The following is a 19,643-nucleotide window of genomic DNA, read 5'->3' on the forward strand; positions in this document are numbered from 1 at the left end:
GTCAGGCGCTGCGGTAGAGCTTCGTCATCACGAATTCGCGGTGGCCGAGGGCCTCCGCGGCCGTGAGCCGTCCGTTGGCGGTGCGCACCACCATGTCGATGAGCGCGTCGCCCGCCTGCGGGATCGTCATCTCGCGGGTGAGGATGCCGGAGACGTCCACGTCGATGTGCTCGCCCATGGTGCGCACCGTGCGCGGGTTGCCGGTGATCTTGATGACCGGGATCACGGGATTGCCGATGACGTTGCCCTGGCCCGTCGGGAAGGTGTGCACCACGTAGCCCGCCGCCGCCATCAGGGTCACGCACTCGGCCGCGGCCGAGGAGGTGTCCATGAAGTAGAGGCCCGGGCCCTTGGCGGGCGCCTCCGCCGGCTGCAGCGCGTCGATGAAGCGGCATTCGTGGCCGATCTTCTCGAGGTTGCCGAGCGCCTTCTCCTCGATGGTCGTCAGGCCGCCGGCGATGTTGCCCTTGGTCGGCTGCGAATCCGAGAGATCGTCGGTCTTGTGGGCCTCGATCACGTCGTCCTGGTAGGCCTTCCACATGGCGTACCACTTGTCCGAGATTTCGGGGCTGGCGGCGCGCTCGCGGCAGAGATGCTCGGCGCCGGTGATCTCCGAGGTCTCGCCGAACACCCCGTAGATTCCGTGCGGGATCAGCTTGTCGTACATGTTGCCGACGGTGGGGCACGAGGCGAGGCCGGTCGTGGTGTCGGATTCGCCGCATTTCGTCGAGACCCAGAGGTCCGAGACCGGGCATTCCTCGCGCTGCAACTCGGTCGCCCATTGCACGAAGCGCTTGGCCTGGTAGCTGGCGCGCGCCACCGTCGCGATGTCGCCATGGCCCTCGATGCCGAAGCCGATCACGGGCTTGCCGGTCCTGGCGATGCCCTCGACCACCCGGTTGGTCCACTGGTCCTCGATGCCGATCACCACCACGGCGGCGACGTTCGGGTTCGAGCCGATGCCGATGAGGGTGCGGAAATGCAGCTCCAGATCCTCGCCGAACTGGAGACGGCCATAGGCGTGGGGCAGCGCCATCGTGCCCTTCACGTTGTTGGCCACCGCCTCGCAGGCGGCGTTGGACAGGTCGTCGAGCGGCAGGAGCACGACGTGGTTGCGCACGCCGACGCGGCCGTTCTCGCGGCGCCAGCCCATGAAGGTGGCGGCCTTGTAATCGGCCGAGGCGCGCTCGGCGGAGAGCGCCCGGGTGGCGAACTGGTCGGGAGCGCCGCCGGTATAGGGCGTCGCGATCTCGTGTTGGAGCGGAGCGGCTTCCTTGAACATGTCGGACCTCACCAGCGCTTCGTCTTGACGTTGTGGACGTGGACGTGCTCGCCCTTGGCGACGTCCTTGATGACCCGGCCGATGTCCTGGCCGTACTTGATGGCCGTGTCGCCGGCCTTCAGGTCGGTGAGCGCGACCTTGTGGCCGATCGGGATGTCGTGCCGGACATGCAGGCTGAAGCTGGAATCGTCCTCGGTGATCACCCCGAAGGCGTCGGTGTCGGCGCCCAGGCCCTCGATGACCGCGACGGCGACGTTGTCCTGCGGTGAATGGGCGAGAAGATGCGGCTTGCGTCGCCCCTCGCCGGACGCGGCGTGGCTGCTCATGCGGTCCTCCTGCTGGATGTCGTCGGCTCTTGGCGGCGACTGGTCTTATATAAGACCCATGTGCCGAACCGGTCAACGCCTATTCGGGCGCGTGGACTCTGGCGGCTGAGAAAAGCGCCAGGCGAGGCGATAGTGGCCGGAGCGGCGGCCAGCGCGTTGCGTGTTCGACAATGTCTTATATAAGATAACTTCTAAAGCGCGCGATGGCGATTCCCGCGCTTTGGCCGACGGGGGACGACGATGAGGGCGAGGACGCGCCGTGGCGCCGTCGGAGGCCTGGGGGGCATCCGGTGAACGAGACGCTCCTCCTCCTTCTGTGCATGGGCTGCGCCGGCCTGATCTCGGGGCTGACGGGCTTCGCCTTCGCGCTGATCGCCTCCGGCACGCTGCTCTCGATCCGCTCGCCGGTGGAGGCGACCGCCCTGGTCCTCGTCTGCAGCATCCTCTCGCAGGCGATCTCGCTCCTGCGCCTGCGGGCCTGGCCGCCGCCGGGGACGGCCTTCGCGATGATCCTGCCCGGTCTCGTCGGGGCCCCGATCGGGATCCACCTCCTGCACGGCCTCGACCCGCAGGTGGTCAAGGTCGCGATCGGCCTCTTCCTGGTGCTCTATAGCGGGGGCGTGGCGCTGCTGCGGGCCGATTACCGGGTCGGCTTCGGCAACCGCTGGAGCGACGGGGCGGTGGGCTTCCTCGGCGGCGTGCTCGGCGGCATCGCGGGCCTCTCGGGGGCGCTCCCGACCGCCTGGAGCCTGCTGCGCGGCTGGGACCCGCGCACCCAGCGGGCGGTCTACCAATCCTTCACCCTGGTGATGCAGGTCTGGGCGCTGACGATCCTGCTCGCCCTCGACCCGATCCCGCCCGACCTCGTCGGCGACCTCGTCCTCGCCCTGCCGGTGGTGCTGGTCAGCGTGCTCGTCGGGCTCGCGCTCTTCGCCCGCATCGACCAGCGGCGCTTCCGCACCCTCGTTCTCGCGCTTCTCGCGGCGATCGGCCTGACCACCACGGCGCTGGCGCTACCGGGCTTTCTGCACGGCTGACCGGCGCCCCGTCAGCTCCCGGCCTTGTCGTGGACCTGGGCGAAGAACAGGTCCTTCCAGCTCTCCGCCCGGCGGCGCACCATGCCCGAGCGGGCCATGAAGGCCGCGTATTTCTGGATCGCCTGCGGGGTCGTGGTGAAGCGCACCTGCGGATCGTTCAGGATATCCGTGATGAGCCCGACATCGCTCGCGTCCCGGGCGAGCCGCACATAGACCTGCGCCGCGGCCCGCCGGTCGGCCGCGATCATCGCCACCGCCTGTTCGAGGGCGGCCGTGAAGGCGGCGTGGACCTCCGGGTTCGCCTGCGTGAAGGCGGCGGCGGCCCAGACAACGTTGAAGGTGGAGGGCTCGCCGAGCACGTCGAAGGTGTTGAGCACCGTGCGGATGCCGGGCCTGCGCAATTCCAGCTCCTGGATCGGCGCGGCCGTGAAATGGGCCGTCACCTCGCTGCCGGCGAGCAAAGCCGCCATCCCGTCCGGATGCGCGAGGGTGACGGTGAGCCGGTCGAGTTCGTTGCGGCGGGCTTCGCCGAGCTCCTTCTCGGCCGCCATCTGCAGGAACATCGCCTGGACCGAGACCTTCACGGCGGGCAGCGCGATCTTGTCCCGGTCGGTGAAGTCCGCGAGCGTGCGGATCCTCGGATTGTTGGTGTTCATCAGGAGCGGCATGCTGTTCATCGCCGCCACACCCTTCACGGCGAGCGCGCTCCCCTGCGTCTTCGACCAGAGCAGGACGAGGGGCGGCACGCCGCCCGCCGCAAACTGGATCTGGCCGGAGAGGAGCGCGTCGTTCATCGCCGCACCCCCCGCGAGGGTGAGGTAGCGCGCCTGCAGCCCGGCCACGCCGCGGGCGGCCGCGGCCTTCTGCAGCAAGTCCTGCTCCTCCATCAGCATCAGCGGCAGGTGGCCGAGGCTCGGCTGGCGGGCGATGCGGACCTCGCCGACCTCCGCCCGCGCCGGCCCGAGCCCCGCCGCGAGCGCCGCCGCCGCGCCCGCCAGAACGTCCCGTCTCCGCATCGATTCCTCCCCCGGCACCGCGCATGAAACCGCCCCGCGGGGCGGCCGTCTCAGTCCGGGCGGCGGATGGCCGGCGCCGGAACGCTCTCGATCATCACGTTGAGGCAGGCGGGCAGGCCGCTCGCCTGGGCCGCCGCGAGGGCGTCCGGCAGCTCCGCCGCATCGGTGACCAGCGCGCCGAAGCCGCCGAGCGCCCGCACGGCCGCGTCGTAGCGCGCGGGCAGCAGGTCGCAGTGGCGCGCCCGGTCGGGGCCGTAGCTGCGCAGCTGGATCTGGTACTCGGCGTTCCAGCGCGCATCGTTGCCCACCACCGCGATGAAGGGCAGGCCGTAGCGGACGGCCGTGTCGAACTCGGCCATGTGGAAGCCGAAGGTGCCGTCCCCGAGCACCGCCACCACCGGCGCGTCCGGGCGCTCCATCCTGGCCGCCAGCGCGAAGGGGATCGAGGCGCCGATCGTGCCCGAGACGCCGTTGATCAGGCGCCGTTCGGCGCGAACGAGGGCCTGAGGCCACTGGCCGATCTCGCCGCCGTCGCAGATCAGCGTGCCCCCCGGATGGCCCGCCAGGAAGGCGTCGACCCCGCGGCAGAGCTCGACCGGGTGCAGGCGCCCGGCGCCCCCGCGCCGCTCCGCCCAGGCGGGCGGCCGATAGGCCAGAGCCTCCCGCGCCGCGCGGTGCCAATCCGCGCGGCGGCTCGCGTGGGGGCCCGCGCGCCGGAGCCCGGCCCCCCGGGCCGCCAGCGCCGCCAGCGTCGGGCGCGGATCGGCGCGCCCGGACGCGACGAGGCGGTCGGGCGGCGCCCGCCCGATCAGGGCGGGGTCCGGGTCGATCACGGCGAAGCGGCAATCGGCCGGCACCGCCGGGGCCTCGCCGAATTTCAGGGTGAAATCGAGGGGCTTGCCGACGAGCACGAGGAGATCGGCCTGCGCGAGTACCTGCGCGAAGGCGCCGAGCCCCGGATCGTTGATCCCGCGCGGGCTCTCCATCCCGACGACCGGCAGGCCGAGGACCTCCTCCAGCCCCGCCATCGCGGCCCGGCCGGCGGGATCGCAGAGCGCCGGGCCGCAGGCGAGGAGGGGGCGCTCCGCCGCCTCGAGGCAGCGCAGGATGTCCTCGACGAGGGCCGGCTCCGGCTCCGCGGCGCGGATTGCTGCGGCCTCGGGGCCGGGGATGCGCAGGCTCGCGGCGGGAACGCTGCGCTCGAGCAGGTCGACCGGCAGGCTCAGATGGACGGGACCGGGGCGCCCCTCCCGGGTGAGGCGCAGGGCCCGCGCGAGGTCGGGCCCGAGGGCGGCGACCGAGGTCGCGGTCCAGGACGCCTTCGTGACCGGCCGGGCGATCTCGGCCTGCGCCATCTCCTGGAAGGCGCCGCGCCCGAGCTCCGACAGGCCGGCATGGCCCGAGAGGAGCAGGACGGGCGATTCCGCCGCGAGCGCCGTGAACAGGGCCGCCGCGCCGTTGGTGTGCCCCTGCCCGCCCGTGACCAGGGCGATGCCGGTCTGCCCGGTCAGCCGCCCCCAGGCGTCGGCCATGTGCACGCAGGCCGCCTCGTGGCGCACATGCACGATCTCGATGCCCGTCGACAGCAGCGCGTCGAAGACCGGCATGATGTGATTGCCCGACAGGGTGAAGATCCGGGTGACGCCGAGCCGCTCCAGGGTCCGGGCGACGATGTCGGCGCCGCGCAAGGTCTCCATGCTGGTCTGCTCCGTCAGGCCGCGGCGTCGAGGAGCGAGCCGCCCGGCTGCACATGGGTGAAGCGCACGGGCTCCATCGCGAGGGCGAGGCCCTCGCCGGCCTGCCGCACCACGGTGTAGTGCGAGGTCGCGAGATCCGAGGCTTCGGGGTAATCCTCGCGGAAATGGGCGCCGCGGCTGTCGGTGCGGGCGAGCGCGGCCTCGGCGATCGCCCGCGAGACCAGGACGAGGTTCTCGAGATTGAGCCGGTCCATCCAGGTGAGGGCGTAGCGGCGGTCGCCGTCCGGGGCGCCGGCCCGCGCCACCGCGTCGGCGAGGCCGTCGAGGGCGGCGAGCCCCCGCGCCAGGCCGGCCGCGTCGCGCAGGATGCCGACATCGCTCCACATGGTCTCGTAGAGGGCCTCGCGGATCGCCGGCAATTCCCCCGCGGGCTTGCCGAGGGGGCCGTAGGCGCGGGCGAGGCCCGCCTCGATCGCGGCCCGGTCGGGCTCGGCGTGCCGGCCCTCGCGCGCGACCGCGCGAGCCATGGACTGGCCCGCCAAGCCCCCGAACACGGTGGAATTCGCCACCCCGTTGCCGCCGAGGCGGTTCGCGCCGTGGACGCCGCCGGTATCCTCGCCCGCCGCGTAGAGGCGCGGCATCTCGGTCGTGCAATCGACCGCGAAGGCGAGCCCGCCCATCATGTAATGGGCGGTCGGGATCACCTCGACGCGGCCGCCCGCGAGGTCGAAGCCGCAATCGGCGCAGCGCTCGACCATGCCCTTGAATTTCCGGCGCACGTCCTCGGGGCCGAGATGGCTCATCTGGATGTAGACGCCGCCATTCGGCGTCGCGAAGCCCTCGCGCAGGCGCCGCATGATCGAGCGGCTGACCACGTCGCGGGTCGCCCGCTCGGCGCGCGCGTCGTAGGCCTGCATGAAGCGCTCGCCGCCCGCGTCGAGCAGCCAGCCGCCCGCGCCGCGCAGGCCCTCCTCCAGCACCGTGCCGGTCATGCGGGTGCCCGCGCCCGCGAGCAGGCCGGTGGGGTGGAACTGGACCATCTCCATGTCGCGCAGGGGCAACCCCGCGCGCAGCGCCATCGCGAGCCCGTCGCAGGACTTGTCGCCGGAGGGCGTGTGGTACTTGTACATGGTCGGGCCGCCGCCGGTGGCGAGGAGAACCGCCTTGGCGCGCACGAGCTTGGGCGCGCCGGTGCGCATGTCGAGCATCAATACGCCGGCGAGCCCCGAGCCGTCCGCGGCCGGGATCAGCTCCAGCGCCCGGTGATCCTCCAGGCGGCGCACGTCGCGGCGCCAGACCTGCTCGGACAGGCGGTTGATGATCTCGATGCCGGTGAGGTCGCCCTTGTGCACCGTGCGGTCGAAGGTCTGGCCCGCAAAGGCCTTCTGGTGGACGCTGCCGTCCGGATTCCGGTCGAAGAAGCAGCCGAGCTCGGTCTCCAGCTCGCGGATGCGCACCTGCGCCTCGGTGACGAGCGTCCAGGCGAGCGCCTGGTTGTTCAGCCACTTGCCGCCCTCGATCGTGTCCATGAAGTGGCGCTCGACCGAGTCGCCCGGCGCCAGCGCCACGTTGTAGCCGCCCTGAACCATGCGGGTGCAGCCGCACTTGCCGAGCAGCCCCTTCACCGCGACCGTGACGTCGAGCGCCGGGTTCACCTTCTTGGCGTGGAGGGCGGCGAACAGGCCGGCCCCGCCGGAGCCGAGGATCAGGATGTCGGTATCGACCTGCGTGAGGGTCATCGGCTCTCCTCCAGGCTCGCCAGCACCGCCTCGCGCCGGCTCGCCACGTCGCGCTGGACCTGCGCGAAGAGCGAGCCGCCATGCGCATCCATGCCGACGAGGAGCGGGCCGAAATCGTGGATCGCGAATTGCCACAGGCTCTCGGGGTGGAGGTCGTCGAGATCGACGTCGACGATCCGCTCGATCCAGGTGGTCTCCAGCGCCGCCGCGCCGCCCACGATGGCGAGGTAGGCCCCCCCGCGCTCCGCGAAGGCCGCGAGCGTCTGCGGGCCCATGCCGCCCTTGCCGACGATGAGGCGCACGCCCTCGCGCGCCATCAGGGCGTCGGTGAAGCGCTCCATGCGCATCGAGGTCGTGGTGCCGATGCAGAAGGGCGCGTAGCCCACCGGCGCCTCCGGCGCGGGCGCGACCCGGTGCACGTTCGGGGCGGTGTGGATCACCGCGTGGCCGCGCAGGTCGAGGCGGGTGCGCCGGTCCCGGTCGAACATGTGGATCAGGGTGGCGTCGCGGATCCCGAAGAGCCAGCGGCGCAGGGTGACGGTGTCGCCGATCCGGAGCTCGCGGATCGCGGCCTCGCCGGCCGGCATGTCGAGGACGTGGTGGGCCATGGTGGCCTCCTCAATCGAAGGCGATGCCGCCCGGCGTGATCGTCGCGCGGGCGCGGCGGGCGGAGTGGCACTGGATGTTCACGGCGACCGGGTTCTGGGTGATGTGGGTCGCGGCGAGCTCGACATGGACGGCGAAGCTGGTGGAGCGCCCGCCGAGACCCTGCGGGCCGATGCCGAGCTCGTTCACCGCCCGCGACAGCTCCGCCTCGATCCGCGCGCCCTCCGGGTCCGGGCAGACCGAGCGCAGGGGCCGCGTCGCCGCGACCTTGGCGAGATGCATGCAGAGGTCGGAGGTGCCGCCGAGGCCGACGCCCACGATGGTCGGCGGGCAGACCCGGCCGCCGAGCTCGATCACCCGGTCGATCACGAAGCGCTTGGCCGCCCCGATCCCGTCGGAGGGCAGGAGCATCTGCAGGAAGGAGCCGTTCTCCGAGCCCGAGCCCTTCGGGATCATCTCGACCGTGACCGTCTCGACGCGCGCGTCGAAATCGACGTGGATGATCGGCACCCGGATGCCGCAGGAGGTCTGCTCGTTCCGGCGGGTGATCGGGTGCACGACGGAGGAGCGCAGCGAGAATTCCCGGGTGGCCCTCTCGCAGCCGCGCCGGATCGCGGCCTTGAGTTCCGCCCCGTCGAAGCGCACGTCGCGGCCGATGCGCAGGTTGTAGATCGGGATGCCGGTATCCTGGCAGAGGATGTTCTTCGTGCGCTCGGCCACCGCGACGTTCTCGACCATCGTGTCGAGGATGGCGCGGCCGGTGGCGCTGGTCTCGGCGCGCTGCAGGTCCGCGAAGCCCGCCTTGATGTCGGGGGGGAGGATCTTGAGGGCCCGGACATAGAGGTCGCGGCAGACCTCCTCGAATTCGCGCAGGTCGAGCTCCATGGCGGATCTCCGGGGGCTATGGGCGGGCGTCAGGCCCCGCTCAGGAGGAACAGGAGGCCGACCGCGAACGAGGTCGCGAGGCAGCCGGAGACGACGAAGGCCGTGCGCTCGCGGTAGCTCAGCCACTCGATCGCGAGCACGCGCAGACCGAGCGCCGCGTGGACGGAGAGCGCGCAGACGAGCCCCCACTCGGCCGTGCGGGCAAAGCCGTTATGGGTCAGGCTGAGGAAGCTCTCGAGCCGGTCCGCCCCCTGCAGCGCCGTGCCGAGCGCCAGGAAGTGCATCGGCAGGAACAGCGCGAGGGCCACTCCGGAGAGGCGGTGGACCAGGGCGGCGGCGAAGCCCGGCCGGCGGCGCAGATCGCGGGTCATCGCGGGCCTCATGCGAGATAGACCGCGAGGGCGGCGCGCAGGCCGAGGCAGACGAAGAGCGCCGCGAGGCCGATCATCGCCGCATCGAGCGAGCGGCCGTGCCAGCCCGCCCATTCGCGCAGGACGCTGCGCAGGCCGATCGGCGCGTGGATCGCCGCGGCCAGCACGAACACCCCGTAGAAGACGAGGAAGCCGCGATTGCCCTGCGTGCGGGCCAGGATCTCGCCCGCCGAGAGGCCGCCGCGCACCGCGTACAGGATCGTGCCGAGATGGACGGCGACGGCGAGCGCCAGGATCGCGGCGGTGCCCCGCTGGGCGAGGTGGAGGAGCGGGCTCACGGCTTCCTCCAGAGCCGGCGGAGCGCCGCCTTGCCGGTCGCGCGCTTGAGCCCCGCGATGGCGAAGGTGGGCGCGAGCGCCTTCGGGCAATGCTCGGTGCAGCTCATGTGGCTGTGGCAGGAATGGCAGCCGGCATCGCCCGCGACCGCGTCGAGCCGGGCCGCCTGACCCTGATCGCGCACGTCGTTGACGAGGGTCCAGGCCCGGTTGAGCGCCGCGGGCCCGAGATAATCGGGATTCCACGAGACCACGTCGCAGGCGGCGTAGCAGACGCCGCAATTGATGCACTCGATTCCCGCATCCGCCTCCCGGCGCGGGCCGGAATCCGGCAGCACCGCCGCGAAATCCTCGGGCGGGGCCTCGCCCGGCTCGAAATAGCCGTGGGCGCGGCGCCACTTCTCGAAGAAGGGCTCCATGTCGACGGCGAGATCCTTCACGACCGGCAGGTTGCGCAGGGGCTCGAGGGTCAGAACGCCCTCCTCCGCCACCGCGGCGACCCGGGTCCGGCAGGTCCAGCGCGGGCGCCCGTTCACCGTCATGCCGCAGGAGCCGCACATGCCGACGCGGCAGGCGAAGCGATAGGCCAGCGTCGGATCCTGCTCCCGCTGGATCTCCGTGACGACATCGAGCACGGTCTGGTTCGCCCGCCGCGCGACCGCGTAGGCCTGGAAGGCGCTCCCGCGGCGCACGCGCACCTGCAGCGCCTCGGCGTCCCGCCGCACGGTGGCCTCCCGCCGCGGGGCGGCGTGGTCGAGCGGCGCCGTCATCGCCCGGTTGCCTCGGGGGCGCTTCCGGCCGTCTCCCCGAGGGGGAAGAACAGCGCGCTCTCGGCCTCGGCCTTGGCGGAGACCAGCCCGGCCCGGTTCATGTAGGCGAGATAGGCCAGCATGCGCTTGGGAGCCCGGGTCCACTCGTTCTGGGGGGCGCGGATGATCGCCTCGGCCTCGGCCGGGCTCAGCTTCGCGCCTTCGGCCTTGATCCAGAGGGCGGCGGCCCGGGCCGGGTCGTCGCGGATCAGCTTGAGGCTGTCCTCCAGCGCCGCCACGAAGGCTTCGGTGACCTTGGGGTTTGCCGTGACGAAGCGGCTCGAGGCCCAGACCAGGTTGAAGGTGTGGGGACCGCCCATCACGTCGTAGCTGTCGAGCACCTTGCGGGCGCGCGGATCCTTCAGCTCCAGCTCCTGGAAGGGGGGCGAGCCGAAATGGGCGGTGATCTCGGAGCGGCCGCCCATCATCGCGGTCTGGGCATCGGGATGGCCCATCGAGACGGTGAGCGGATCGAGCTTGCCCTGCTGGCCCGGCCCGAAGGCCTGCTCGGCGGCCATCTGCAGGGTGATCGCCTGGATCGAGGTCTTGGCGGTCGGCAGCGCGATCTTGTCGTGCGGCCCGAAATCCTTGATCGACGTCACCGCCGGATTGACCGTGACCAGCCAGAGCGGCATCGCGTTCAGGGCGGCCACGCCCTTGACCTTGATGTTCGTCTGCGTCCGGCCCCAGATCGTCAGGAACGGGCCGACGCCCCCGGAGGCGAAGTCGAGATTGCCGGAGAGCAGGGCCTCGTTCATCCCCGAGCCGCCGGTGAAGCGCAGCCACTCGGCCTTGAGGTCGAGGCCGCGCTGCCGGGCCTGCTTCTCGAGGAACAGCTCCTCCTCCATCAGGGTCAGCGGCAGGTAGGAGATGCCGAACTGCTTCGCGAGCCGCACGGTCGCGACCTCGGCCCGGGCGGCGCACAGGCCCGCCCCCAGCGCCATCGCTGCCCCGAGCAGCCGGACCAGGCTCCGTGCGCGCATGCGTTCCTCTCCCGATGCGGCCGGCGCGACGCATGCGCCGGCGCGACCTTCATTTTCTCGACTTGCCGCGAGGATACGAGCGCGCCTCGCCCTGTCAATCGTCATATGTCATATACATGACTTGGCCGAACGAAGTCCGGCCTGGTCGGGGCTGGCCCGGCCGAAGGCCGGCACGGAGGCCGGCACGATGGCCGGCCCCGGGGCGGCGCTCAGGCCTGCATGCCCCAGCGCTGGATGGTGTGCCGCTCGATCGTCTGGAAGATCAGGTTCTCGACGATCAGCCCGATGATGATCACCGTGAGGAGGCCGGCGAACACGTTCGGGATATCGAGCATGTTCTTGTTCTCGAAAATGAACCAGCCGAGGCCGCCCGAGCCCGAGGACACGCCGAAGACCAGCTCGGCGGCGATCAGGGTGCGCCACGCGAAGGCCCAGCCGACCTTCAGGCCGGTCAGGATGCTGGGGAAGGCCGCCGGGATCAGGATCTTGCGGATCAGGCCCGCGCCGCCGAGGCCGTAATTGCGCCCGACCATCTTCAGCGTCCGGCTGACCGAGAGGAAGCCCGAATGGGTGTTGAGCGCGATCGCCCAGGTGACCGAGTGCACCAGCACGAAGACGAGGCTGCCATTGCCGAGCCCGAACCAGATCAGCGCCAGCGGCAGAAGCGCGATGGCGGGCAGCGGGTTCAGCATCGACGTCATGGTCTCCAGGAAGTCGGTGCCGATCCGGGAGGCCATGGCGAGCCCGGTCAGGAGCGTCGCGAGCAGGATCCCGAGCCCGTAGCCGATCAGCAGGACCTTCACCGATCCCCAGGCCCGCGCGGGCAGCGTCCCGTCCGCGACGCCCCGGAAGAAGGCCGCGAGCGTCGACGTGAAGGTCGGGAACAGCAGGTCGTTGTCGAGGTAGCGGCCATAGGCCTCCCAGACCAGCGCCAGGACGGCCAGGATCAGGATCTTGCGCAGCCAGGCCTGGTTGTAGAGCAGTTCCAGCGTCGAGAGGGGCTTCTCGACCACCGTTTTGCCCTGCGTCTCGGTCCGCTCGCGGACGATCTCGGGCCGCGTCGACACCCGGGGCCGCTCCGCGAGAGCGTTCGCGCTAGACATTCTCCGCCTCCTTGATCTCCTCCGAGAACAGCATCTGCTGGATGCGGCTCTCGAGGCGGGCCTGTTCCTGAGGCGATCCGGCGCTGTTCAGCTCGGCCTTCACCTCGCCCGGATGCGGCGAGAGCAGGAGGATCCGCGACCCGATCTTGATCGCCTCCGGGATCGAGTGGGTGACGAAGAGCACCGTGAAGCGCGTCTCCTCCCAGAGGCCCAGGAGCTCGTCCTGCATCCGGCGCCGGGTCAGGGCGTCGAGCGCCGCGAAGGGCTCGTCCATCAGCAGGATGTCGGGCTCCATCGCCATCCCGCGGGCGATCGCCACGCGCTGCTTCATGCCGCCCGACAGCATGTGGGGGTAGCTGGTGGTGAATTTCGTGAGGTTGACCTTGTCGATGTAGTGTATCGCCCGCTCCTCGGCCGCGCGGCCGGAGAGGCGGCCCGAGGCTTCGAGGGCGAAGACGACGTTCTGCAGGACGGTCTTCCAGGGCAGGAGCTGGTCGAATTCCTGGAACACCATCATCCGGTCCGGGCCGGGCCCGGTCACGGCCTTGCCCTTCAGGCGGATCTCGCCCTCGGTCGGCGCCATGTAGCCGCCCACGGCCTTGAGCAGGGTGGACTTGCCGCAGCCGGAGGGGCCGAGCAGGACGAACCGGTCGCTCGGCAGGACGTCGAAGCCGACCCGGTAGGTCGCCGTGATGAGATGATTCGGCGTCTTGTATTGCAGCGTGACGCCGTCAACCTCCAGCAACGGTTCCATCAAGCCCATACGCTCCTCCCTGCGCCGCGGCTCGGGCCGCGATCTTGTCGATGTGAGCTCGGTTGTGTTCTTGATCTTGCGCGTTCCGCTGCGGCCAGGGCCGCGACGATCGATCTCCCGATCCTGCGCCGGCCCGCACGTCGCCCGGACCGGATCCGACGAAGCGCGCGCGAGCCTGGGCCCGCGAGTCTGGGCGTTTGACAATCCGACACCGGCCGGCGTGTCCGGGTTCGGATCGGTTCCGCCGCCCGGCGCGACGGGCAGCAAGCCGCAAGATTCGTAGCAAACCCCGGCGCCGCCGTAAAGTTCATATGTCATTTATAAGACTTGCGCGCCCGGGCGAGGCGTTCCGGTCGTCCGATCTCCGCTCTGCCGATCGGCCTCGCGGCCAGGATCGCGCGCGGACATGGCCATGCCGGGTCCGCCGCGGTGCTCGAGCCCGGGGCGATGCGGGGACGCTTCCGAGCCTGTTCCCTGGCCAGCGCGGGCCCGGACCTATACCGTGGCTTGGCGTCCACAATCCGACCCCTGCGCCGCTCCGCCAGACGCGCCTCAGCATCCGATGGATGGCGGTTTCCCCCCGAGCGGGCGTTGCCGTATCCGCCAGCCCCCGGTCCTTGCCCCAGCTTATGCCGCCTCATCTCCTTCTCGCCACCGCCGCGATCCTGCCCTTCCTCGGCAGCGCCCTGGCGATCTGCCTGCCCGCCGGGGCGCGCAACGCCGCCACGCTCCTCGCCGGGATCGTGATGCTGGCGAGCCTGACCTGCATCGGGCTCCTCTATCCCGGGGCAGACCGGGTCCCGGTCGTCTGGGCCATGGACTGGCTGCCCACGCTCGGCGTCCGGTTCGTCCTGCGCCTCGACGGACTGGCCTGGCTGTTCGCCGTGCTGATCCTCGGGATCGGCGCGCTGGTGGTGCTCTACGCGCGCTACTACATGGCCGCCGCGGACCCGGTCCCGCGCCTGTTCTGCTACTTCCTCGCCTTCGTGGGCGCGATGCTCGGCATCGTGCTGGCGGGCAACCTCATCCAGCTGGTGATGTTCTGGGAGCTGACCAGCATCGTCTCGTTCCTGCTGATCGGCTACTGGTTCGACAATGCCTCGGCCCGCGACGGCGCCCGGATGGCGCTCACCATCACGGCGGCCGGCGGCCTCTGCCTGCTCGTCGGCCTCGTGCTGATCGGGTCGATCGTCGGCAGCTCCGACCTCTCCGTGGTGCTGGCCTCCGGGGACACGATCCGCAACAGCCCGCTCTACCTGCCGGCCCTGGTGCTGGTGCTCGTCGGCGCGCTCACCAAGTCGGCGCAGTTCCCGTTCCACATCTGGCTGCCGCGGGCGATGGCGGCGCCGACGCCGATCAGCGCCTACCTGCACTCGGCCACCATGGTGAAGGCCGGCATCTTCCTGATGATCCGGTTCTGGCCGGTGCTCGCCGGCACCGAGAGCTGGTACTGGATCGTCGGCACGGCCGGCATGGCGACGATGCTGATCGGCGCCTGGAGCGCGATCTTCCAGCATGACCTGAAGGGGCTTCTCGCCTACTCGACCATCAGCCATCTCGGGCTGATCACCCTGCTGCTCGGCCTTGATTCGGCGCTCGCCGTCGTGGCGGCGATCTTCCACACGGTGAACCACGCGATCTTCAAGGCCTCGCTGTTCATGGCGGCCGGGATCATCGACCATGAGACCGGAACGCGGGACCTGCGCCGGCTCAGCGGCTTGTGGCGGGCCATGCCCTACACCGCGACGCTCGCGATGGTGGCCGCCGCGGCCATGGCGGGCGTGCCGCTCCTCAACGGCTTCCTGTCGAAGGAGATGTTCCTGTCGGAGGCGGCCGACAATGCGGGCGACCACCTGCTCAACCTCGCCCTGCCGGTGCTGGCGACGCTGGCGAGCGCCTTCACGGTGCTCTACTCCCTGCGCTTCATCCGCCAGACCTTCTTCGGGCCCGCCCCCCGCGACCTGCCCCAGGCCCCGCACGAGCCGGTGCGCTGGATGCGCATCCCGATCGAACTGCTGGTGCTCGCCTGCATCGCCATCGGCCTCGTGCCGAACCTCACCATCGGGCCGGTGCTCGCGGGCGCGGCGCGCGCGGTGCTCGGGCCCAGGACCCCGGATTACGACCTCGCGATCTGGCACGGCTTCAACGCACCCCTCGCGATGAGCGTCCTGGCGCTGGCCGGGGGCGTCGGGCTCTACGTCGCCTTCGGGCGCCGGATCAACACCAATCCCCGCGGCGGCCCCTGGCTGATGGACCGGCTCGACGGGGGCTGGCTGTTCGAGCGGGCCATGACCGGCCTCGTCCAGGGCGCGCGCGGGCTGGAGGGCCGCCTCGGATCCGAGCGCCTCCAGGCGCAGCTGCGCGCGATCTACCTCGCCGCCCTCGCGGCGGCCGTGGCGGCCGGCGCCGCGCGGGGGCTGGACCTGTTCCTGCCGGGGCACGTGACGGAGTTCGACCCCGCCTTCGCGCTGATGTGGCTCGTCGGGGCGGCCTGCGCGGTCGGGGCGGCGGAGCGGGCGAAGTATCACCGCCTGTCCGCCGCGATCCTGGTCGGCGGGGCGGGGCTCGTCAGCAGCCTGACCTTCCTCTGGCTCTCGGCCCCGGACCTCGCCGTCACGCAGATCCTGGTCGAGATCGTCACCACCGTGCTGCTGCTGCTCGGCCTGCGCTGGTTGCCCAAGCGCGATCAGGCGATTCCGGCCCCGGCCGCCGAGCAGGCGCGGGCACGCCGGCGCCGGTTCATCGATCTCTGCATCGCGGCCTTCGCGGGCTTCGGGCTCGCCGGGCTGGCCTACGCGGTGATGACCCGGCCGGCCGTCGACGGCATCGCCCGCTGGTTCGTCGAGGAGGCCTACCCGCAGGCCGGCGGGCGCAACGTCGTCAACGTGCTGCTGGTCGACTTCCGGGCCTTCGACACCCTGGGCGAGATCTGCGTGCTCGGCATCGTCGGCCTCACGGTCTTCGCGCTCCTGCGCCGCTTCCGCCCGGCCTCCGACAGCCTGGGGCGTCCCAAGCAGCAGGTGAGCCACGATGCCTATGACGACGCCCGCGCGGGCCGCAGCCTCGGCGACACCGCCGCCGACGCCCTGCTGGTGCCCCGCGTGGTGATGACCTGGCTGTTCCCCTTCATCGTCCTGCTCGCCCTGCACCTGTTCCTGCGCGGGCACGACCTGCCGGGGGGCGGCTTCGCGGCGGGCATCGCGCTCACCGTCGCCTTCATGCTGCAATACATGGCCCGCGGGGCGCAGTGGGTGGAGGCGCGCCTGCGCATCCAGCCGATCACCTGGATCGGGGTCGGCCTGCTCGTCGCGGTGCTGGCCGGGGCGGGCTCCTGGCTGTTCGGGCGCCCGTTCCTCACCGCCTCCTTCACCTATTGGGAGCTGCCGCTGCTCGGCAAGGTGCCGGTGGCGAGCGCTCTCGTGTTCGATCTCGGCATCATGGTTCTGGTGGTGGGGGCGAGCGCGCTGATGCTCGTCGCGCTCGCGCACCAATCCCTGCGCCGCGTCCGCTCCGCGGAGGCCGAGGCGGAGCGGGCGGTCGAGACGGAGTCCGCCTGATGGAGGTCGTGCTGTCCTTAGGGATCGGCGTCTTCGCCGCCGCGGGCGTCTGGCTGATGCTGCGCCCCCGCACCTTCCAGGTCGTCCTCGGCCTGGCGCTGCTGAGCTACGCCGTCAACCTGTTCATCTTCGCCATGGGCCGGCTGACGGTCGGCGCGCCGCCGGTGCTGGGCGCGGGCGCCGAGGTCGTCTCGGTGGACGATCCGGTGCCGCAGGCGCTGGTCCTCACCGCGCTGGTGATCGGCTTCGCGCTGACGGCCCTCTTCCTCGTCGTCCTGCTCGCCGCCCGCGGCATCACCGGCAGCGACCATGTCGACGGCCGCGAGCCGCACCAGGCGGAACCGCATCCCGGGAATCCGAAGCCGTGAACGCAAAGCCATGAACGCACAGCCATGAACGCACCGGTCCTGAACGCGCCCGCCGTCAGCGCCTGGTCCGACCATCTCGTCGTCCTGCCCGTGGTCCTGCCCATCGCGGTCGCCGGGGCGATGTTCCTGATGGACGAGCGCCGGCGCCGGCTGAAGGCGGGGCTCGGTCTCGCCACGGTGCTGGTCCTGCTCGGCCTTGCCCTCGTGCTCGTCGGGCGCGCCGGCGAGGCGGTGCAGGTCTACCGCCTCGGCAACTGGGCCGCGCCCTACGGCATCGTGCTGGTCGTCGACCGTCTCTCGGCCCTGATGCTGGCGCTCACCGGCGTCCTGGGGCTCTGCGCCCTCGTCTTCTCCTTCGCCCGCTGGGGCCGGGCGGGGCCGCGCTTCCACGGCCTGTTCCTGCTGCTCCTGATGGGGGTGAACGGGGCCTTCCTCACGGGTGACCTGTTCAACCTGTTCGTGTTCTTCGAGGTGATGCTGGCGGCCTCCTACGGCCTCGTCCTGCACGGCTCGGGCGCGGCGCGGATCCGGGCCGGCCTCGGCTACATCGCCGTCAACCTCGTCGCCTCGCTGTTCTTCCTCGTCGGCGTCAGCCTGATCTACGGCACCATGGGGACCCTCAACATGGCCGACCTCGCCCGGCGTCTCGCGGCGCCGTCCGGGGGCGATCCGGCGCTGTTCGAGGTCGGCTGCGCCGTGCTCGGCATCGCCTTCCTGATCAAGTGCAGCGCCTGGCCGCTCGGGTTCTGGCTGCCGACCACCTACGCGGCGGCGAGCGCACCCGCGGCGGCGATCCTGGCCATCCTCAGCAAGGTCGGCGTCTACGTCGTGGTGCGCCTGAGCCTGCTCCTGCTCGGGGCGGGCCTGTCCGAGGGCTTCGGGCAGGCCTGGATCCTGGCCGCCGGGCTCGCCACCATGGCCTACGGCACCATCGGCATTCTGGCCGCGCGCGACCTCGCCCGGGCGGCGGGCTACGCCGTGATGATCTCGTCGGGCACGGTGCTGGCGGCGCTGGGCACCGGCAGCGACGGGGCGCTCGAGGGGGCCCTCTACTACCTCCTCGGCTCCACGCTCGCGGCCGGCGCCCTGTTCCTGATGGCGGAGATCCTGCAACGGGGCCGCGACCCGGCCGAGGCCACCCAGCCCGTCTTCGCCGACGAGTACCGCGATCCCTTCGACGATGCCGATGCGACCGAGATCGGCCGGGCCATCCCGGCGGCCCTGGCGATCCTCGGCTGCGGCTTCCTGCTCTGCACGCTGATGCTCGCGGGGGTGCCGCCGCTGGCGGGCTTCGTCGGCAAGCTGGCGATGTTCGTGGGGCTGACCGCCGGCACGATGACGGCCTCGGCCTGGTGGCTCATCGCCGCCCTCACCCTCTCCAGCTTCGCCACCCTGATGCCGCTGGTGCGGCTCGGCATCCAGAGCCTCTGGGTCCCGAACGACGACCCGCCTCCGGTGCTGCGCCCGCCCGAATTCGCCGCCCTCGCGGGGCTCATCGGGGCCTGCCTCGCCCTCGCCTTGTGGGGCGGCCCGGCCCTCGCCTACGCCCACGAGACCGTGCGCTGGCTCGCCGAGCCGCAGGATTACGTCCGGGCCGTCCTCGGCGCGGGCGCGCAGGAGGGCGGATCGTGAGCCGGATCCTGCCCCACCCGCTGCTCTCGGCCGGCCTCGGCCTGACCTGGCTGCTGCTGAACGCACCGCCCACGCCGGGCAATGTGCTCCTGGCCATCCTGGTGGCGCTGATCGTCCCCACCGTGATGCGGGCGCTGCGCCCCCGCCCGGTGCGGGTGCGCGCCCCCGGCACGCTCGCCCGGCTGATCGTGATCGTCCTCTACGACATGGTGCGCTCGAACATCGACGTCGCCCGGATCATCCTGGGCCTGCGCCGCGGCGAGCGGCGGACGGGCTTCGTCTCGATCCCCCTCGACCTGCGCGAGCCCCTCGGCCTCGCGATCCTGTCGATCATCCTCACGGGCACGCCCGGCACGCTCTGGGTTCAGTACGATTCCGATACCGGTCGCCTCCTCCTGCACGTGCTCGACGACACCGGCGGGGACAAATGGGTCCGCCGCGTGAAGGACCGCTACGAGCGTCCCCTGATGGAGATTTTCCCATGAGGTCTGTCATGAGGCTCTTCGCATGAGCACCGCGGCCGTTCTCGACTGGGGCCTCGGCCTCGCCCAGGGGATGCTGGTGCTGGCGATGGCGCTCGCCACCTGGCGGATGCTGCGCGGCCCCCGCGCACAGGACCGCATCCTCGGCCTCGACACCCTCTACCTCAACGGGATGCTGGCGATCGTCGTCCACGGCATGCGCACCGGCAGCGGCCTCTATTTCGAGGCCGCGCTGATCCTCGGCATGATCGGCTTCACCGCCACGGTGGCGCTCGCCAAGTTCCTGATGCAGGGCGAGGTGATCCAGTGAACGCCGCCGCCCTGCCCGCCTGGGCCGCCTGGCTCGTCGTCGCGCTGGCGCTTGCCGGGGCCAGCGTCTCGCTGACCGGCGCCCTCGGGCTCATTCGCCTCAGGAGCTTCTACGAGCGCGTTCACGCGCCGACGCTCGGGGCGACGCTGGGCATGGCCCTCATCCTGTCCGGCTCGATGCTGCTCCTGTCCATGATCGAGGGGCGCCTCGTCCTGCGGGACGGGCTCATCGGGATCTTCCTCACCGTGACGACGCCGGTCACGCTCCTGCTCCTCGCCCGCGCCGCCGCGTATCGCGACCGCCACGAGGGCCAGGCCGGCGCCCCGCCGGAGATGGGCGACGGGTGAGGCG

Annotated in this window: 20 protein-coding genes; 7 read left to right on the forward strand and 13 right to left on the reverse strand. The window is 71.4% G+C overall.

The annotated features are described in order from the left end of the window. Window position 1: 1 nt before the first annotated feature. Both F6X53_RS08410 and F6X53_RS08415 read right to left on the reverse strand, forming a co-directional pair. A complete protein-coding gene (locus tag F6X53_RS08410; RefSeq protein WP_150999448.1) occupies window positions 2–1,282 on the reverse strand; it encodes a UxaA family hydrolase in 1,281 nt (426 codons plus the stop codon). Between the two features lie 8 nt (window positions 1,283–1,290). Beyond that, window positions 1,291–1,608: a UxaA family hydrolase gene (locus F6X53_RS08415; RefSeq protein ID WP_150999450.1), complete on the reverse strand. Its 318-nt coding sequence runs from the start codon at window positions 1,606–1,608 to the stop codon at window positions 1,291–1,293. Between the two features lie 290 nt (window positions 1,609–1,898). Between F6X53_RS08415 and F6X53_RS08420 the strand changes: the two genes are divergently transcribed. After that, entirely contained in the window at window positions 1,899–2,645 is a 747-nt protein-coding gene (locus F6X53_RS08420; RefSeq protein WP_150999452.1) for a sulfite exporter TauE/SafE family protein, read from the forward strand. An 11-nt stretch (window positions 2,646–2,656) separates the two neighbouring features. Here F6X53_RS08420 and F6X53_RS08425 read toward each other — a convergent pair whose 3' ends face one another. From F6X53_RS08425 to F6X53_RS08475, 11 genes are all read right to left on the reverse strand, one after another. Continuing rightward, complete coding sequence (locus tag F6X53_RS08425; protein WP_150999454.1) at window positions 2,657–3,661, reverse strand: ABC transporter substrate-binding protein; 1,005 nt, start codon at window positions 3,659–3,661, stop codon at window positions 2,657–2,659. A gap of 50 nt (window positions 3,662–3,711) precedes the next feature. Beyond that, entirely contained in the window at window positions 3,712–5,358 is a 1,647-nt protein-coding gene (locus tag F6X53_RS08430; RefSeq protein WP_150999455.1) for a thiamine pyrophosphate-binding protein, read from the reverse strand. 14 nt (window positions 5,359–5,372) lie between these two features. Further along, window positions 5,373–7,097 carry an L-aspartate oxidase gene (locus F6X53_RS08435; protein WP_150999457.1) on the reverse strand — a complete coding sequence of 575 codons (1,725 nt, stop codon included), beginning with the start codon at window positions 7,095–7,097 and terminating at the stop codon, window positions 5,373–5,375. Beyond that, complete coding sequence (locus F6X53_RS08440) at window positions 7,094–7,705, reverse strand: fumarate hydratase C-terminal domain-containing protein (protein WP_150999459.1); 612 nt, start codon at window positions 7,703–7,705, stop codon at window positions 7,094–7,096. Before F6X53_RS08440 ends, F6X53_RS08435 begins: the two co-directional genes overlap by 4 nt. A 10-nt stretch (window positions 7,706–7,715) precedes the next feature. Beyond that, entirely contained in the window at window positions 7,716–8,588 is an 873-nt protein-coding gene (locus F6X53_RS08445) for a fumarate hydratase (RefSeq protein ID WP_150999461.1), read from the reverse strand. 29 nt (window positions 8,589–8,617) lie between these two features. Next, window positions 8,618–8,959 carry a succinate dehydrogenase, cytochrome b556 subunit gene (locus F6X53_RS08450; protein ID WP_238296805.1) on the reverse strand — a complete coding sequence of 114 codons (342 nt, stop codon included), beginning with the start codon at window positions 8,957–8,959 and terminating at the stop codon, window positions 8,618–8,620. Between the two features lie 8 nt (window positions 8,960–8,967). Then, complete coding sequence (locus F6X53_RS08455; protein WP_150999465.1) at window positions 8,968–9,297, reverse strand: succinate dehydrogenase; 330 nt, start codon at window positions 9,295–9,297, stop codon at window positions 8,968–8,970. After that, the gene (locus F6X53_RS08460; protein WP_150999467.1) at window positions 9,294–10,064 is read right to left on the reverse strand and encodes a succinate dehydrogenase/fumarate reductase iron-sulfur subunit; all 771 of its coding nucleotides are present in this window, start codon (window positions 10,062–10,064) and stop codon (window positions 9,294–9,296) included. The genes F6X53_RS08455 and F6X53_RS08460 overlap by 4 nt, the downstream gene beginning before the upstream one ends. Continuing rightward, window positions 10,061–11,086: an ABC transporter substrate-binding protein gene (locus F6X53_RS08465; protein WP_150999469.1), complete on the reverse strand. Its 1,026-nt coding sequence runs from the start codon at window positions 11,084–11,086 to the stop codon at window positions 10,061–10,063. The genes F6X53_RS08460 and F6X53_RS08465 overlap by 4 nt, the downstream gene beginning before the upstream one ends. Window positions 11,087–11,295: 209 nt before the next feature. Then, complete coding sequence (locus F6X53_RS08470; RefSeq protein ID WP_150999471.1) at window positions 11,296–12,189, reverse strand: ABC transporter permease; 894 nt, start codon at window positions 12,187–12,189, stop codon at window positions 11,296–11,298. Then, window positions 12,182–12,952 carry an ABC transporter ATP-binding protein gene (locus tag F6X53_RS08475; RefSeq protein WP_150999473.1) on the reverse strand — a complete coding sequence of 257 codons (771 nt, stop codon included), beginning with the start codon at window positions 12,950–12,952 and terminating at the stop codon, window positions 12,182–12,184. Before F6X53_RS08475 ends, F6X53_RS08470 begins: the two co-directional genes overlap by 8 nt. Window positions 12,953–13,572: 620 nt before the next feature. Between F6X53_RS08475 and F6X53_RS08480 the strand changes: the two genes are divergently transcribed. From F6X53_RS08480 to mnhG, 6 genes are read left to right on the forward strand one after another with little or no spacing between them, the layout of a single operon-like run. Then, on the forward strand, window positions 13,573–16,500 hold the full coding sequence (locus tag F6X53_RS08480) for a monovalent cation/H+ antiporter subunit A (protein WP_150999475.1): 2,928 nt from the start codon (window positions 13,573–13,575) through the stop codon (window positions 16,498–16,500). After that, window positions 16,500–16,868, forward strand: coding sequence for a Na+/H+ antiporter subunit C (locus F6X53_RS08485; RefSeq protein ID WP_150999477.1), 369 nt, complete (start codon window positions 16,500–16,502; stop codon window positions 16,866–16,868). Before F6X53_RS08480 ends, F6X53_RS08485 begins: the two co-directional genes overlap by 1 nt. 24 nt (window positions 16,869–16,892) lie before the next feature. Then, entirely contained in the window at window positions 16,893–18,500 is a 1,608-nt protein-coding gene (locus F6X53_RS08490) for a monovalent cation/H+ antiporter subunit D (RefSeq protein ID WP_150999479.1), read from the forward strand. Next, on the forward strand, window positions 18,497–18,985 hold the full coding sequence (locus tag F6X53_RS08495; protein ID WP_150999481.1) for a Na+/H+ antiporter subunit E: 489 nt from the start codon (window positions 18,497–18,499) through the stop codon (window positions 18,983–18,985). Before F6X53_RS08490 ends, F6X53_RS08495 begins: the two co-directional genes overlap by 4 nt. A 22-nt stretch (window positions 18,986–19,007) precedes the next feature. Next, complete coding sequence (locus F6X53_RS08500; protein ID WP_150999483.1) at window positions 19,008–19,292, forward strand: K+/H+ antiporter subunit F; 285 nt, start codon at window positions 19,008–19,010, stop codon at window positions 19,290–19,292. Next, window positions 19,289–19,639: a monovalent cation/H(+) antiporter subunit G gene (gene mnhG / locus F6X53_RS08505; protein ID WP_150999485.1), complete on the forward strand. Its 351-nt coding sequence runs from the start codon at window positions 19,289–19,291 to the stop codon at window positions 19,637–19,639. Before F6X53_RS08500 ends, mnhG begins: the two co-directional genes overlap by 4 nt. Window positions 19,640–19,643 lie beyond the last annotated feature (4 nt).

The organism is Methylobacterium soli (genome assembly GCF_008806385.1).
Taxonomy (GTDB): domain Bacteria; phylum Pseudomonadota; class Alphaproteobacteria; order Rhizobiales; family Beijerinckiaceae; genus Methylobacterium; species Methylobacterium soli.